The sequence below is a fragment of the Zobellia sp. 1_MG-2023 genome (genome assembly GCF_030549125.1).
In the GTDB taxonomy this organism is placed as follows: domain Bacteria; phylum Bacteroidota; class Bacteroidia; order Flavobacteriales; family Flavobacteriaceae; genus Zobellia; species Zobellia russellii.
Map to the genome: position 1 here is coordinate 13,427 of NZ_JAUOSY010000003.1, position 15,604 is coordinate 29,030.

The window sequence follows — 15,604 nt, forward strand, 5'->3', positions numbered from 1 at the left end:
TTATTGGTAGTAATTATAAAGTCCTTCAATTTACCAAGCTGTCGTTTATCAACCAGAGTATCATTGATTTCTCGAAAACCAATATCATAAAATGCTCCATTCCTATATGTCATTTTCCCCACTAGCGAGGGGGTTATTGAACGAACACATCTCTTTCGAAGTATTTGATATGCTCTTTAGCAACTAGAGAACTATCGGAAGGAATGTCGTATACTATTTCCTCCAAGATACTACCTCTAACTGTCTGATTTCCTTTTTTTCTAGCGAAAATCCCAAAACCCGGAGTAAAAGACCCATCACTAAAAGTGTCTTTTTTTATCAACCCATTTTCATATTCATTTTCAACGATTACGGTTAAGAAATGGTAATCCGACAGGTAATATTTATCCGATGAATAGTTGGAATTATAGTTCAAAACTTTTCCTATATTTTTACCTACCTCAATCGTATCTGGTATTTCCAACCTAAAGAAAGAACTATTTTTCAGGTCTATTTCCCCATTATTCATATAATGTAATGATTGATTCTTGTACATACTGTCATGGATGACCAGGTACTCCTCCAAACTTTTTGGTTTCCCGTCTTCTTGATAATAGTACCACCAACCTTTTTTAATATCATTTTGAAAAAGTCCTTTTGCTTTCAGTTTCCCATTTCTGTAAAATAAATAAACCGTATCCGAAATACTACCATCTATGTATTTCCCTTTGGTTTTGACTTCTCCCGAATCATAATATTCAGTATATCCACCATTAAACAATCCATTTTCCCCTATCGTAGATTCAAACTTTAAATTACCACTTGGGTAGAACTCTTTGTGTACTTCATTTTTACAGGAGAACATAACAAAAAAAATGAGTAGAAAAATTGACGTACGAAACATTATTAATTTTGTTTTAACCAATGGTTTACCCCTCCTCTTTTACTATCATTTTCTCGACGGATTGAATCTCGGACTTTTTGTCTTTGGGCAGGACTACCTTTTAAAATCACCTTTACTTTAGTAGAGTCTACCCATGTAGTGAGCTTACCATGAACATCTTTATAAGAGTTCCACTGAGTTATCTAGAGCGCTTCAACACTAGACTCTTCCCGAAACTCTTCTTTCAATATTTCTATTGCTTCCCCACCACTACTACCTTGCTCAATACCTCCAGAAACAATCTGAACCGCTTTTATTCCATATTTTGCCCAGTTATCTAAATGCGCCCAGAATTTCATCCCTGCTCCGCCGCCACCAGGTATAACAAATTCATCCATATAATACGGGCTTCCAACGACACTGTTTCTTCCCCTTCGATTACCTAATTCCATACTCCCGCCTCCAGTACCCCAGACCGGGTTTCCACTAACTCGGTCTTCAAACCAATCCCAACGCGCTTCTGGAAAAGGGTTTTTGAAACTAAGATCAATTGACTTATTCCACCAATGATCTTTTTCCACAAGATTAGTGTTCAATTTATGCCGCCTTTTAGACTTATCCACTCCTATCACCACAACTTCATCCAACTCATTATAACAATTTTCATCGGTAAAAGTATACCAATCTGAACCTCCACAATTACAAGGATCGTTATCTCTAAACTCTTGGTTGGACATTGCCCGTTTTAAATTTCGTTTTAAAACCGAACTCGTTCTTTTCTTTCGTTTTTCTTCACCCTCCAAACCATAATGGTTGAATTCATCAATATCCTCAGTATTAATATTTGACACCGCAACTTTTGTTTTCTGTAATGCCTTTTTTATACCGTAACGTTGAATTACATCTTCCATTCCAATCATGAGCGAAATGTTTTTAAATTTAAATTTGAAAAGTGGCTAGCAAAGGATTTATTCTCCCCAGCTATTTTCGAAAACCATATCGCCAACCGTGATACTTTTGGCAGAAATAACCAGTGTCTTTTGCATAGGCATTTCATCATTTGCATCAAACTCTTCCTCAAGACTAACACAATACGCTTTAGAGAATTTTACCTCTTGCAGCTTTGATAAGGCATCACGTTTAAAAAAAACAATGGAACCATCTTTTGTCTGCTCTGGCTCTTTCATCCAATGAAAAAGGTCCTATTACTTTGGGATATTAATGTTATCCCTTCTAATCCAAACTAAAACCAGCCTTCTTTATTGCTACAGTGTCCGAGATTGGATGATTCAACAACAATTTACTTTTATTGATTTTTTCTTGAATATTTTACCTCAAAGTATTGATTTATAAAATCATCCAAACTCAATAAAGTATTAAAAATTTTGTGTAAACCGAATTTCGGATACCGTCAATTAAAAATTAGCTCAATCGATTTCTTGAAATTCGAATTCTATAACATTTGCCCGGGGAAAATCTTCCGCTGGTAAACCCATTGCCCGAAATTGTTCATTTACTAAAAATGCTTTTAAATAAGTATCAGATGTGTTTAAAAGATGTATATGAATATCAGTTATTGGTTGTATGTTGGTCCACTGGTCTTCTGATTTGTAATCCGAGAAATAAGAATTTGAATAATCAATATTTGTTATTATAGAGTCATTAGCTCTTTTATAAAGTTCGTTTAATGGGAGATTTTGCCATTTTGCCATAAAGCCTTGTACTCTGTTAGAAACATACTCTATCGTACCGTTAGTCTTAATTGGTCTTTCAATTATTGCTCTTCCCATTTTAAAGTAAGAAGGGCAATTCTCCATCAAATTCGTTACAAAATCTGTTGCGAAAGCGTAACCGATATTCTTTTCGTCCGTCGATTTTATTTCTTTAGCTATTTCTTTTTTAATCGTATTCACCAAATCAGTATTTTCACTGCTTACCGCTTTTGCAGCTACTAGCATATCTTCTAGAATGACTTGGTTAGATTTCCCATTCATTTCAATATTTTCAATAGCCTTGCAATATTTTTGTGAAAGTTGTTCGACCAATACAACTTTGTCTTGGGATTGACAGTTTGTTAAAGTCAATAATAGTATTACAAGATTAAATTTCCTAAAATTCATATTAAACATGAAATTAATTACAATTCTTGTGTATATGCAACAAATGTTAAGCTTGATTATTGTTTTAGTTCGCAATACTTAAATCAAAACCAGCAGCTTTAATTCTATTTGTATCAATTACCTCCTTATCTAACTGAATCAGTGATTTTGAAGGATTTTTTGTTGATATGTATACTTTATAATATTTATTTACTATAGCCTGCGTCACTTCTATATCTGCAAACTCATCAGAGTTATAGATTTCGTTATCGTATACATATTTATATTCCACAATGGTAATGTTTCGATTATCAGGAAGGCCCGTAACCATTGCGACAGTTTCGTGAAGGTTTGAATTTATCTCATTTTTATTCTTTTTCTGTTTTATCATGGTAATAACAACGATAAAAAAGCCAACAGAAAGTAGTGTTATCGAGAATAAATATTTTTTTGGAATAGACATCAAGGAACTTGATTTTTAATTTCATCTGATATTCCTTTTCCTACAGCATTCCCTCCTGTATTAATAATTATACCTCCATAAATATCAAAAGAAGTCTTAAAGACAGGTGAAAATTCGTTTATCGGTTTGACCAAAGCATTAAATTTATCAGAAGCTTTTCCTGCTAATAAATTAGAAAAAAATGTTCCATAAAAATCTGATTTTAAACTGGGACCAAAGGTAAATCCATCCACAGAATCATAATTTAATTGGAAATACGATTCACCTAAATTAGAAACCAAACCTCTTGTTGCACCGGCAAAAACAGGTTGCATTAAGTTAATTTCCTTATCAAACTTAAAATCATTAACTACAAATTGTCCCACTAAATTTGTAGCTGCATTAACCCCTCCTAGATAAGCATTTGTTTCTAAAACACCATTAATAGTCATTGTAGATGAAACATAGTTGGTCCAAAGATTACTCCAAACCGGTCCAGATGTAGAAATTAACTCTGCTTCGACAGCTAACACTGGCATTATTTCAACTATTCCAATAGTGGCTAGGGGAATACCTAAAGTAACCATTATAATCCCTTTCTCATCAACAGAGTTATAAGAATTATAAATTTTTTTCTTATCCTCTAAATCAACCGTTATGTTATATAGTTTGGAAAATATTTTTTTCGAACTAGAAACAATCCTACTAAACTCCACATCTTCAGGAAAAATTTCTCTTTTCCGAATATGCCAAGTCCCTACTTGTGAGTTTAAAAAAACTTCATCATAAAATTCTATTACAAAATACCTATTTTTTGGCGTTCCGTTTTTTTGCCTATAAATTTTACCTAAGGTTTTATCAAAGTACCAATCAAGACCCCGCGTATGCGTACGTCTCAATTCATTTAAAAAATATTGCTGCAACCCTTTTTCTGCTGCAAGTTTAACTTTTTGTTTATCAGCCAATGTCAAAGACCGATTACAATCGATTTTGACACGGGACACTGATTTCTTAAGCTCATTATTCAATCGCTGAATCCGTGCCTTTTTTAAAGCTTGCTCCATAATACTACTCCCCCCAGCTATTTTCAAAATTCATATCACCAATAGTAATAGTTTTAGCCGATATGATAATTTGTTTCGTCATTGGTGTATCACTTATAGCACTAAATTCTTCCTCAAGACTAACACAATAAGCCTTTGAAAATTTCACCTCTTGCAGCTTTGATAAAGCATCACGTTTAAAAAATACAATGGAACCATCTTTAGTTTGCTCCGGTTCTTTCATCCAATGAAAAAGATCATATTTCCCCTGAGACTCTACGGTAACCATTATTCTTCCTCCCAAAGGTTTACCTGCGGGCTTCCCTGTATTATCCATGGGTTGTTCAAAATGATATTGACAATGAAGCACATTATAAATCTGTCCATCAACAGTAAGCTTTGCTAAAAATGACATAATTTTTCAGTTTTTTAAAGTAGCGGGTTACTGTTTACAAGTTAACTTTTAAGCAAAAGCCTCCTTTACAAAACCCAAGTTTTTGTTTATTATTCTCTATAACAAGACCTTAGAAGATATAACTTCGTTTAGAACTGTCTTACTGTTGTGCGTATTCCGTATCCCAATCCGTACCTTCGTCTCCTTTTTGACCATCCATTTTAATCATAAAGTTTTTAGCCGGGAAATAAGGTTTTAGGCGTACATCTAAATAAATACGGTCTTTTTGGTTCGGGTCTTGCTCAAACCTTCTAATCTCAAAATTTTCAATTAGTTTGTCCGGCCCTGTAATATCATCTAAAAACCGTACAATCTGTGATTGTATTTCATTACGGGTCTTTGTGCTAAAGTTTTCAAAAGCCCTACGGTTTAAAAAGTCCATTAATACTTTGGCCACATAATCAAACACTCGTACTACAGAATAGGTTTGAAGCCCTAAGTTATCTCCGTTAAAGAGCGTCTTGGCAGAAAAGGCCATAACCTTACCATATTCATTAACCATAGGTACAAGACCTAGGTTCTCTAGATTGGCAATTTCACTTTTTCTCAAATCAAAACTTACACCATCTACCTCACTTAGGCCACCGTGTTTTTTACCTGCGGTTACCTGAGACATTAAGGTTTTATATATTTTACCGGCAAGGGCTCCAGAAGGCGGTACATGTACGTCTTCTTCTTCGCCTACTTCTTCGTGTTTGCCACGGCCTACCAACCAGTTACAGGTCATGATAGTGTTAGACAAATACATATCTCCACTAGCCAAATTGGCACTTTCAAACATTTCCATTACATCGTCCGGCTCATCTAAATGTGCAAAATCTGTCACTAAGGTAACTTTATTGTCGTGTGCTACTTTTGCCCATTTATCCACAACAGATTTAGAGCCCAAATACCCAGGAAGAACCATAAGGGAGTAGTTTTCACGAAGATCCAAACGATCATATTTAGAAACCAACTCTTCTCTTATGTGATCAAAGAAACGGGTATTATCCAAATCCGTTAATTGATCAAGTTCCGCATTAATAATGGAAACATTTTTTAAAGATGGTAAATCTGTATTCTTATAGAACAAGGCTACGGAACGGTAGGACGTTTCAAGTTCACGAGTTTCCTCAAGAGCAGATTTTAAATTTTTTGTTAGTACCTGCTGCGATAAAGCTGCTTTATCATCTGCTGCCTGTACTAAATCTATGATATCATCACCAGATTTAAGTGTTTCTGACCAAAGCTCCAATTTTTTCAAGAGATCATTGCGCTCTTGTTTTTTGGTATTTTCCGTAAGGAACATTTTCCGACGTGCCTTACGATCGGGGTTTAGATTCTGTACATCATCAATGGCAGATTCCAAAAGATCGTACCCGCCGTATTTGACAAGTCCATCCGATTTTTCCTTTATCTGTTCCGCATAAGGTTTTTCACTTAACTGTGCGGCTTTTTGGTTGTTCTGTGTATCGGCCATGTAAAATTATTTAGCGTTTTTAATTTCAGCGATCAAAGCATCTATGGTATCTACCAAAGATTTTTTAGCGTCAGGATCTTCCAAAGCAGATTTCAAAATCTTGTTGGTCTTTAATTGCTTGATCATTTTTTTATATTGATCGCTCTCTATTTCAAGCTCTTTTAAGAAAACACTATTATTGATAATGCCTTTTTTACCGAAATCACCAAGATTTCTGAACTTCAAGGTTTCGTTTACGGTACCGCCATTTTTATCCTCAAACGGGATTTTCAGTTCGGGTTCGTAATGCTCAAAAATATCTTCAACAGTTCTAAGACCTTCTACCACTTCGGGCTTTACAGGTGCATTAGGGGTAAGTTTACCCGCAATTAAAGCCCTGTTCTGTGGAATGCTGTTCAAGGCTTCACTAGCGTCACCTTTTACCTCATTACCACCAATACCTACGTTATCAATAGCCATATTTATATATTGTTTTAAGTTTTAAATTTACTCAAAAAAATGTTATACGCAAACAAAGTACCTGAATGAGCCTGAGTAAGTTTTTTCTTTACTACGCTTCATATATCATCTACAACAAAAACACAACTAAAGCATTTTAGAACACCAAACCAGTAACGTATTGCCGTACACGGGCATTATTACTATTTAGAAATCATTTTAATCAGCTAAAAAGTAAAATATACAATCGTAAAAGCTTGGCGCATTCATTAGAAAAGTAAAAAAAAGGAGGCGTTTGCTTGCCTCCTTTTTAAAAAATTTATTGCAAAATGGATTACATTACCCATTCGTTCTGGTGCTGACCACCACCAATATTCAATTCCTTAGCAGACAAAGTAAAAGTCTCCGTTAAAGGATTGGTACCTGTAGCATCAAAATTCTCTCTGTACTTTACCATATAGGCTTCAGTAAACTTGATTTCTTTTAGGGTAGCATCCGTATCTCTTTTTGTATACGTTATAGAACCATCCTTTTTACCAAAGTTATCCATCATTAACTCAACACCAGCGGTGTCATCATTGGACTCTACAGTAACAGTAATCTTACCTCCTCTTGTAACAGAAGACGGACGGCCTGTTGGATCTGTTTCTTGAAAAAGATCGTAGTTACAGTTTAAGATGTTGTACTCTTTTCCTCCTAAATTTAATTTAGCTTTAAAAGACATAAAAAATGATTTTTGTGGTAAATAATACCTGATTAAAAATTTATATAAACGTCAATAAGACGATGCTAAACTATTAAATATCTGATACTCTCCAAATATTTTTCGATAAAGTGCAAGCTTTTATAATTATTCTGCAGAAAAAATAACGTAGGAAAACAGCTATTTCAAAAGAACTAAATACGACTAATTTCTGAAGTTAAATTCATTGTAAAAATATCATCTCAACACTGAATTTTATTAAGTCTCACCCTACCCCAATTATAGGTGAAAATTCATAAAACTAACTTATTCTAAAAACCGATTCTTGGTTACGCAGAAAAGAAATTATCCAATTTTATCAAAAAAACTAAATCAGCCACCATTTATCGGTTTAAACAAAATTTGTGCGTCAAATACATTTTTTATGATTGCGCTTGCTTATATGCGCTCACTAAAAATTCTTCCAAAACAATCCTTTTTTGGTGCGCATATCTACAGTCATACTTTTTATGCAACCTGTTTTCTTGTCCCTGTACAGTTTAAGACTCTTAATCTCAATCTTAACGTCTCGAACAGCTTTAAAGAACTGACTAACGGTAAAGCGATCTCCGCTTTTATTGAAAACGGGAATATTCGTTACGCAAAAATAATTCCGAATACTAATGTCATCAAGATTTCTTACCGAGTACCTTAATAACATATCCTCTATTTCTCCACTTGAAATTTCAATATAAGGTGGTTCATCTACATTATCCTTATCTTCAACTACAGGCTCCTCTTCTTTTGGCGCTTCCGGAATTGTAGCCAGTACATTCTCTATAGGGGCACTTGCATTTCTGCTTCTACCAATACGCTCTTTCTTTTTTGAAGGATATACAGTTAAAATACGTTTAGCTTCATGTCTACGATCACCATTAACGACCAATAAAATTGTTTTTTCGCCAGGAGTTTTATAAGTATATTTCTCCCTTCTGTCATTACCATCTACTGCTGCAGTTTCGCCAAAGCTCCATTGCCATGAAGTGGCAAATTTAGAATCGTTGAAAAATTCAACTTCGTCTCCTACCCTGACTTTTTTTGGTAGAACAATATTAGGTATGAGCTTTGCATCACGTATTATTTTGTCTTTGGAAATTACTATTTCACGTGAAGCTACACATTCGCCGTTCATTTTTAAGGAAACGGAATATTTACCGGGTTTCTTAAATTGATGAACAACATCGGACCTATACGCTTCCGGTTCATTATCCCCAAAATTCCACGTCCAGTTAAACCCTGAAGCATCTGTACTTTTGAACTCTATTAAATCCTCTGTAGTGTAGGAATTTGAAATAATCTCAAAATCTACATTACTACAATCTACCTCACTGTTCAAACGAAAAGAAAAAAGGGCTAATCCAGCAAATAACAATACTAAAAAAGTGATAAACACGTTACTATCAAAGTGAGTTTTAATACTTTTATTATTCATAATTAATCTCTAATTTTATCCATTCTTCCTTTCAATTAAATGTACGATTTTTAATATGAAATTAAAACTGTCTTTTCTTTTAATTATTGCATTGCTTGCCGGTTGTGCCAATAAATCCTCGGTAGCGGGACAAGGCGAGTATTACAGACAAGAAATAGAAAAATCAAAACGTTTAGCTGCCCAAAAAGAAGCACAAGATAACAAACAAATAGTTACTGTTGAACCTTCATACCTTACCAAAGAACAAAGATTGCATTTTTCCGAACTTTTAGAAATCCCGTACGAAGAAATTAAAAACGAAAAACTATATGCCAGTATAAATGAATGGATGGACACACCTTACCTATGGGGCGGTACTACCAAAAGTGGAGTGGATTGCTCTGCGTACGTGAGGGATATTTATCAAAAAGTATATAGTTTTGAGCTCCCAAGAACTTCCATAGAACAATTTAATTTGGATCTTAAAGCACACTTTTCCGGTCAAAAGTTTTTGCAGCAAGGAGATTTACTTTTCTTTAGGTTAAAAGATGAGGATAAAGTGGTTTCCCATGTGGGCATTTACCTTCAAAACGGAAAATTTACAGGCTCAAATTCCCCTACTGGAGTTCAAATTGCTGATTTGAACTCAAAATATTGGCAAGATAGGTTCGTCTCTGGCGCACGCTTGCTAAAAAACCTTTAAAAATGACCCCCTTATCTCCAGATAAAATACGACATGAGTTATTTGACCTTGATTTTGACCTAAAGGCCGAAACTTTTATTTCTTACTTAAATGAAGAGACCGAACTAGATATTGTCCTCTCTGATTTTTTCAAAAGACGCTTTAGTAAGGACATTACCTCAATACAAGAAAGTCTAGACAAAAAAAACACTTTAGAGGTTAAACTTAGCCGTAGAAGTTTTTACAATATTTTTCCTGAACGTTTTTTTCATCGCACCTATTCTAGTACACCTTATGTGGAAACAATGGTTACCGATTACAACGGAAGGAAAATTGAGGAAGAAAATGCGCGAAAGTTTTTCAGCCCTCTGGAAACTGAGTTTTTCTTGCAGCGGGTTGCTATAGAATCGGCAGAAGACCTTACCTTTAAATCTTTAGGTAGCCCAGAATTAGTAGATTTTTTGTTGAATCTATGGCAGATAGACTCAAGAATTCCCGGGAGCATAGCCGCAAAGATTTTAAAGACTATGCCCTTCATGTATAAGATAGCAGGTAATTTACCGTTGTTAAAAATAGTTTTGGAAAATATTATTGAAGAACAGTTAATAATTGAGAAGGATTACGCCACAATAGCAACGGAAACCAAACAGGAACCGTGGCAATTGGGCATAAACATGGCAACAGAAGGAAAACCGGTTACGTTTCTTCCAAAATACATTTTTATCATCAATAACATTAGAAGACCTGATAAAATAGTTGATTACATGCCAAATGGAAAAATTAATACGCTAATTCAATTCTTTTTAGAACATACATTGCCCTATGAAGCCGATTTTGAAATAAAATTTACACTGGCCGAGAAGAAAAGAAAATTTGTGATTAGTGAAGATGTATATTCCGGAAGACTTGGAGTATCCGCTACAATTTAGACCCCTATGATTGGAAGTTACCTAAAGAGATTTATAAACATAGAGGCCTTGATTCCTTTTGCGATTGTCTTGGTCTTTATTTTGTTGGCACTTGGCCTAATTGGTCGAAAAACCCCTGGGTTCAAAAAAAGAAGGAAAAAATACTACTATTACCTTGCGGCGTTAATTGCGGTAATGGGTATATTTTTAGCTATTATATACAACTTAAGGCAGTCTACAGTAATGTTCCGTTATTTCTGGATGCTTGCCTTTGCTACAATTATGGGCGGGCTTCATGTATTTTTCTATCGCTATCTCTTTGAAAAATTCGATTCCAACCAGGGTCTTAAAGAATTACTTTTCGGGATAATTACCTCTTTTGCTGTAATGGTTCCTGTAATCATGATTGCAGCACACTATCAAGATTTGCAGTATCTGTCCTATTATTTTTTAACGATGGCCGCATTTACAGTGCCTACTAGCTTTTTTGTACTCTATAAATATTCCGTTTCCATTCCTGTAAAGTTATACACAAAATGGTATTACCCTCTTCAGAAAAAATATGACACACCGGAGCATTACGAGCTAAAGAACATGATTATACTCAACTTCATGTTCTATAAAAACACCGAAGCCGGAAATATGACTAGCTTTAAGGCCAAAGCTCCAAAAAATATGGAGTTCGGTAGATTGTTCTATTTTTTTATTAATGATTACAATGCCAAAAAAGCAACCACAAAAATAGAACTTACTGACACGTCCGATGACCCGCACGGCTGGTATTTTTATAGCAAACCTAAGTGGTATGGGGCTTCTAAACATATTGATTCAGAGCTTACAGTAGAAGATAATAACCTAAAAGATGGCGATGTAGTCATTTGCCAACGCATATAAAAAGAACATCATGATAGAGGATATCAAAAATTTTAAAATCAATTGGGTAGATGGCATGAAAATCTCCAAGGAGCATTTTGAAAGCCTTCAAAATTTTGCCGAAAACAGCATAAAGGATGCGTATGTGGTTCGTAAAGGCAGATACGGTCATGGGTTCTTGGCTTCCTATCTTAATGGCAACAATGAATATGCTATTAATCTAGATATTCACAAAAGCCTAAAAGTAAGCATCAAAAAATTACGGGCAATTACCCCAAACGGTAACCGAATAGAAATTACGGAAAATACACCATCCGTAAAAGAAGAAATTGTTGTTGATGAATTGGCCGACAATAAGTTGGATGAGGGTTTTTTACTCATAAACTTAGATACGGAGAAAACCATACCTTTTGGAGAGCAAGACCCTAAAGAAATGCCTCCAAGGCATCCATTTTTAACCAATGGTCAATTTTTTACTTTTATTACAAGTGATGATTTGGCAAAATCAGGATTATCCGGCAACCAATTACCGATCGCCAAAATTCATAAAGAAGGTAAAAGCCTATCCATTGCAACAGACTATATTCCTCCCAGTTTAACTCTAGGTGCTCATGAAAGTTTAGTAGACTTTTATAATGACGCCGAGAACTTTGTAAAGATGACGGAGCGAAATGCAATCTTGATCGTTCAAAAGATAATGGCCAAGCAGACCGACAATCCTATTGCAGATGCCATGCACTTGGCCGTTGATAAAGCCTATGGCTATCTCGCACAACAGATTACCAAGATAAAATGGGAAGAATATGACATGCATCCTAAAGAACTTTTACAGATCATAGTAAGTTTTGCAAGAGTCTTTAAAGGAGCCGTAGATGTCTCCTCTCCACAAAACAAAGAAGAACTTTTTAATTATTTTGGAGAATGGACCGACCTAAAAGGAGGTGATTATGAAAAGATATTTACAGATGTGATCAATATGCAATACAATCATAACGATGTAAACCAAAATGTACTTTTAGCTACTGGTTTTATGAACGTTATTGATCGTTTACTTACTGTACTAACACAAGTAGATTATATTGGAAAACGAAGGGATATGGGAATTTTCGTAAATGAAAATATAGTACAGAACAAACAAGATAAATCAAACAAGCCTTCGTTTTTATCTGAATAAAACATACTATGGAAATACTTAACAAAAAGGAAAGAACCTCTTCTTTTCTACTATTTTTATTAATGTTCGCCATAACGGTCGGTATTCTGTTTACCGCATTTTTCTACAGTTATAAACTGCCGTGGAAAGAAAATGCCGTATTACGTGAGGACAATAAAAAAATGCAATATGAATTTCTTTACCAAAAGAAATTCATAAAAGCCTTAGAGGACGTAGACAAACAAATAGACTCTCTAGACACGGTAAAAGAAGGCTGGTTCTTTGTAGAACAATCTATCATCAAGAATTTAATAGACCTTAGAAGTGATATTCCAAAAGATTCCTTGGACGATCGCAGTATGTACGAGAATTTGGTGTTGACCTATAATAAACTTGTAGATGCCAAGAGAGATTTAAAACAGGTAGAAAGTGCAAGACATGAAATAAATGAGCTTGAGGAACAAGTTGCAGATTATGAAAAAGAAATCAGCAGACTCAATACCGCATTAGATCTTGCTAAACGTATGAACCGAAACTAACCATTGCATGAATACCGAACTAGAGAAAGCTATACACATTGCCACGCAACTTGCAGAAGAGCATCAACATGAAAGTTTTGGTCCCGCACATTTAATAAAGGCCTCATTAAACAGAGACCTTTCTTTACTCCGTATATTACATGAAAAAGGAGTAGATGTATATTTTATTGAAGAATGGGCCGATGTTAATATGGAATCCCATCCCAAACGTACTAGTCGTACCTTATCGGTAAAGGCTAGTTCAGAGGCCAAGATGGTTTTTGTTGAAGCGGAAGAAGTACAAACCAAATTGAACAGATCTGATGTTGATCTTGTTTGTTTGTTCATATCTGCAATTACACCTGGAGTAGGCTTCAGTTTTGACCAAGTAAAATCACTGCCTGTAAGTAGTTCGGAACTGTTCGATAGTTTTTCGGCGGGAATCAACACCTCCGGTAGCTCAAACAAAAAAGTCGTCAACAGTACTAGTGACTTTACTCCGGATACGGATATCCTAAAAAAATACACCAACGATCTACTTGTTGAAGCTTCCAACGGTGATTATGATCATATCATTAATCGTGATCGTGAGTTAAAGCAAATTGCCGAGATTTTAAGCCGAAAATCCAAACCTAATGTTATGGTCCAAGGAGAGTCCGGCGTGGGCAAAACCGTTTTAATTAACAATCTGGCCCAAGAAATTTATTCCAGAAAAATTGTAGGCACCTTACAAGAAGCCAGTTTACTAGAAATAGACACTGCCGTATTACTATCGGGTGCATCCTATAAAGGCGAGGTAGAAGATCGCTTGCAAAGCATCTTTAACGAAACTAAAAATTTGGTAAAACCTATTTTGTTCATTGATGATTTTCATGTGTTATTACAAGATGCAAGTGCCAGCCAAGGCATTTTAAACGTCATAAAATCAGAATTGAACAAAGGGGAAGTCATTTTGATAGGTGCAACTACTGCGGATAATTACAGGAAACACATTGCAAATGATGATGGACTCAACAGAAGGTTTGAATCTGTTACTGTGGAAGAGCCCGATTCCGAAATGGCTTTTCGCATACTAAAAAGTGTGGGCCAAACCTATACAGAACATCATGCGCTTGATATTGATGATGAAGCCTTAAAGGAATCCATTCGTTTATCAAAACGGTATTTAAAAGAAAAAAGCCTACCAGATTCTGCCTTGGACCTGGTTGATAGAACTATGGCCGCAGCAAATGTTTCTACGCAATCTTTACCGACCGATTTGGAAGATTTGAACACCAAACTTGTTGAAATAGAGTCAGAAACTGAAAAACAACAGGAATCGGACAAAATCCAAGCTATAGATTGGGTCTATATTGAATTAAAAAACAGATTAAGCCCAATTGTAACGGGCAAATTTGATACGGAAGATAGCCTACGTTTACCTACCTATGAAAAGAAATCGGCTTACATAAAAAAAATACTTTCAGGTATAACAGACCATTCAAAAGAAAAACGAACAGCAGTAAACGAAGAAGACCTAGCAGCCATGGTTGCTGGTATTACGGGTATTCCGGCCGGTAAAGTACAGAGCCAGGAAAGAGAGCGTTTGTTAGAAATGGAAGACACGTTAAAGAAACGGGTTATTGGTCAAGATAACGCCATACAAACGGTTTCGGAAGCAATTATAGAATCTAGATCCGGACTTTCAAAAGGTGGGCAGCCCATTGGCTCATTTTTCTTTTCAGGGCCTACCGGAACAGGAAAAACGGAATTGGCAAAATCGTTGGCAGAATTTCTGTTTAACGATGAGACCGCCATTATTCGTTTTGACATGTCGGAATTTAAAGAAGAGCATTCTGCAGCATTATTATATGGAGCGCCTCCAGGATATGTAGGTTATGAAGAAGGAGGAGTTTTAGTGAACAAAATTCGCCAAAAACCGTATTCAATAGTCCTCTTTGACGAAATTGAAAAAGCCCATCAATCCGTTTTTGATGTGTTTTTACAAATTCTTGATGAAGGAAAATTAAACGATCGTTTAGGAAAGGTAGGAGACTTTTCAAATGCCGTTATCCTATTTACCTCCAACATTGGCTCAGATTTTATTAGTAAGTCTATTGAAGGAGGCAAAATCCCTAAATCCAATGAGTTATTGGAGATTATGTCCAATTATTTTAGACCTGAATTTTTAGGCCGTATCACTGAAATTGTGCCTTTTGCTCCAATTTCCGAAAAAAATGCCCCTTTCATTTTTGACCTCCATTTGAAAAAAGAATTATTGGTGCTCACAGAAAGATTGGGAATCACCTTGGAAATAGACAAAAAAACCAAAGACCATTTGTCTTTGGATGGGTTCTCCCCTACTTATGGGGTACGACCGTTAAAGGCCGTTATTCGTAATAAACTAAAAAGGCCGTTGTCCAAAATGATTATCTCTGGAGAGATAAAGGCACCACAAACGGTAAAAATTACGTTAAAAAAAGGTGACCTTGACTTTAAAGTAATAAAAAAGTAGATAGATACCGTTCTATGTAGTTTAGC

The 15,604-nt window shown here is 35.3% G+C and carries 16 protein-coding genes and 1 pseudogene; 6 read left to right on the forward strand and 11 right to left on the reverse strand.

The window, feature by feature from the left end; all coding sequences use genetic code 11:
- Positions 1 to 133 precede the first annotated feature (133 nt).
- The 11 genes and pseudogenes from Q4597_RS07425 to Q4597_RS07475 all read right to left on the reverse strand — a co-directional run bounded on the left by Q4597_RS07425 (position 134) and on the right by Q4597_RS07475 (position 8,971).
- The gene (locus Q4597_RS07425; RefSeq protein WP_303405582.1) at positions 134 to 883 is read right to left on the reverse strand and encodes a toxin-antitoxin system YwqK family antitoxin; all 750 of its coding nucleotides are present in this window, start codon (positions 881 to 883) and stop codon (positions 134 to 136) included.
- A 182-nt stretch (positions 884 to 1,065) separates the two neighbouring features.
- On the reverse strand, positions 1,066 to 1,782 hold the full coding sequence (locus tag Q4597_RS07430; protein ID WP_303405584.1) for a hypothetical protein: 717 nt from the start codon (positions 1,780 to 1,782) through the stop codon (positions 1,066 to 1,068).
- 48 nt (positions 1,783 to 1,830) lie between these two features.
- Positions 1,831 to 2,052, reverse strand: a pseudogene (tssD, locus tag Q4597_RS07435) (type VI secretion system tube protein TssD); the annotation flags it as partial.
- Positions 2,053 to 2,289: 237 nt separating this feature from the next.
- Positions 2,290 to 2,982 carry a hypothetical protein gene (locus Q4597_RS07440; RefSeq protein ID WP_303405588.1) on the reverse strand — a complete coding sequence of 231 codons (693 nt, stop codon included), beginning with the start codon at positions 2,980 to 2,982 and terminating at the stop codon, positions 2,290 to 2,292.
- A gap of 64 nt (positions 2,983 to 3,046) precedes the next feature.
- Positions 3,047 to 3,424 (reverse strand): hypothetical protein, encoded by a 378-nt coding sequence (locus tag Q4597_RS07445; protein WP_303405590.1) that lies wholly within the window; start codon positions 3,422 to 3,424, stop codon positions 3,047 to 3,049.
- The gene (locus tag Q4597_RS07450; protein ID WP_303405592.1) at positions 3,424 to 4,467 is read right to left on the reverse strand and encodes a hypothetical protein; all 1,044 of its coding nucleotides are present in this window, start codon (positions 4,465 to 4,467) and stop codon (positions 3,424 to 3,426) included. Before Q4597_RS07450 ends, Q4597_RS07445 begins: the two co-directional genes overlap by 1 nt.
- Positions 4,468 to 4,471: 4 nt before the next feature.
- Positions 4,472 to 4,861: a type VI secretion system tube protein TssD gene (tssD, locus tag Q4597_RS07455; protein WP_194527489.1), complete on the reverse strand. Its 390-nt coding sequence runs from the start codon at positions 4,859 to 4,861 to the stop codon at positions 4,472 to 4,474.
- Between the two features lie 139 nt (positions 4,862 to 5,000).
- Positions 5,001 to 6,359 carry a DUF5458 family protein gene (locus Q4597_RS07460; protein ID WP_215439443.1) on the reverse strand — a complete coding sequence of 453 codons (1,359 nt, stop codon included), beginning with the start codon at positions 6,357 to 6,359 and terminating at the stop codon, positions 5,001 to 5,003.
- 6 nt (positions 6,360 to 6,365) lie between these two features.
- Entirely contained in the window at positions 6,366 to 6,818 is a 453-nt protein-coding gene (locus tag Q4597_RS07465) for a hypothetical protein (RefSeq protein WP_289039996.1), read from the reverse strand.
- Between the two features lie 313 nt (positions 6,819 to 7,131).
- Positions 7,132 to 7,521 (reverse strand): type VI secretion system tube protein TssD, encoded by a 390-nt coding sequence (gene tssD / locus Q4597_RS07470; protein ID WP_289039997.1) that lies wholly within the window; start codon positions 7,519 to 7,521, stop codon positions 7,132 to 7,134.
- Positions 7,522 to 7,951: 430 nt separating this feature from the next.
- Positions 7,952 to 8,971, reverse strand: a complete 1,020-nt coding sequence (locus Q4597_RS07475; RefSeq protein ID WP_215914418.1) for a PKD domain-containing protein — start codon at positions 8,969 to 8,971, stop codon at positions 7,952 to 7,954.
- Positions 8,972 to 9,026: 55 nt separating this feature from the next.
- On the opposite strand from Q4597_RS07475, the gene Q4597_RS07480 reads away from it, so the two are divergent.
- The 6 genes from Q4597_RS07480 to Q4597_RS07505 are packed head-to-tail and all read left to right on the forward strand — an operon-like array spanning position 9,027 to position 15,578.
- On the forward strand, positions 9,027 to 9,653 hold the full coding sequence (locus Q4597_RS07480; protein ID WP_289039999.1) for a C40 family peptidase: 627 nt from the start codon (positions 9,027 to 9,029) through the stop codon (positions 9,651 to 9,653).
- Positions 9,654 to 9,655: 2 nt separating this feature from the next.
- Positions 9,656 to 10,561 (forward strand): hypothetical protein, encoded by a 906-nt coding sequence (locus Q4597_RS07485; protein ID WP_303405594.1) that lies wholly within the window; start codon positions 9,656 to 9,658, stop codon positions 10,559 to 10,561.
- A gap of 6 nt (positions 10,562 to 10,567) precedes the next feature.
- A complete protein-coding gene (locus Q4597_RS07490; protein WP_289040001.1) occupies positions 10,568 to 11,434 on the forward strand; it encodes a TssN family type VI secretion system protein in 867 nt (288 codons plus the stop codon).
- 10 nt (positions 11,435 to 11,444) lie between these two features.
- A complete protein-coding gene (locus Q4597_RS07495; protein ID WP_215914421.1) occupies positions 11,445 to 12,587 on the forward strand; it encodes a hypothetical protein in 1,143 nt (380 codons plus the stop codon).
- A gap of 8 nt (positions 12,588 to 12,595) precedes the next feature.
- Positions 12,596 to 13,105 carry a type VI secretion system TssO gene (gene tssO / locus Q4597_RS07500; RefSeq protein ID WP_303405597.1) on the forward strand — a complete coding sequence of 170 codons (510 nt, stop codon included), beginning with the start codon at positions 12,596 to 12,598 and terminating at the stop codon, positions 13,103 to 13,105.
- 7 nt (positions 13,106 to 13,112) lie between these two features.
- Positions 13,113 to 15,578, forward strand: coding sequence for an AAA family ATPase (locus tag Q4597_RS07505; RefSeq protein ID WP_303405599.1), 2,466 nt, complete (start codon positions 13,113 to 13,115; stop codon positions 15,576 to 15,578).
- Positions 15,579 to 15,604 lie beyond the last annotated feature (26 nt).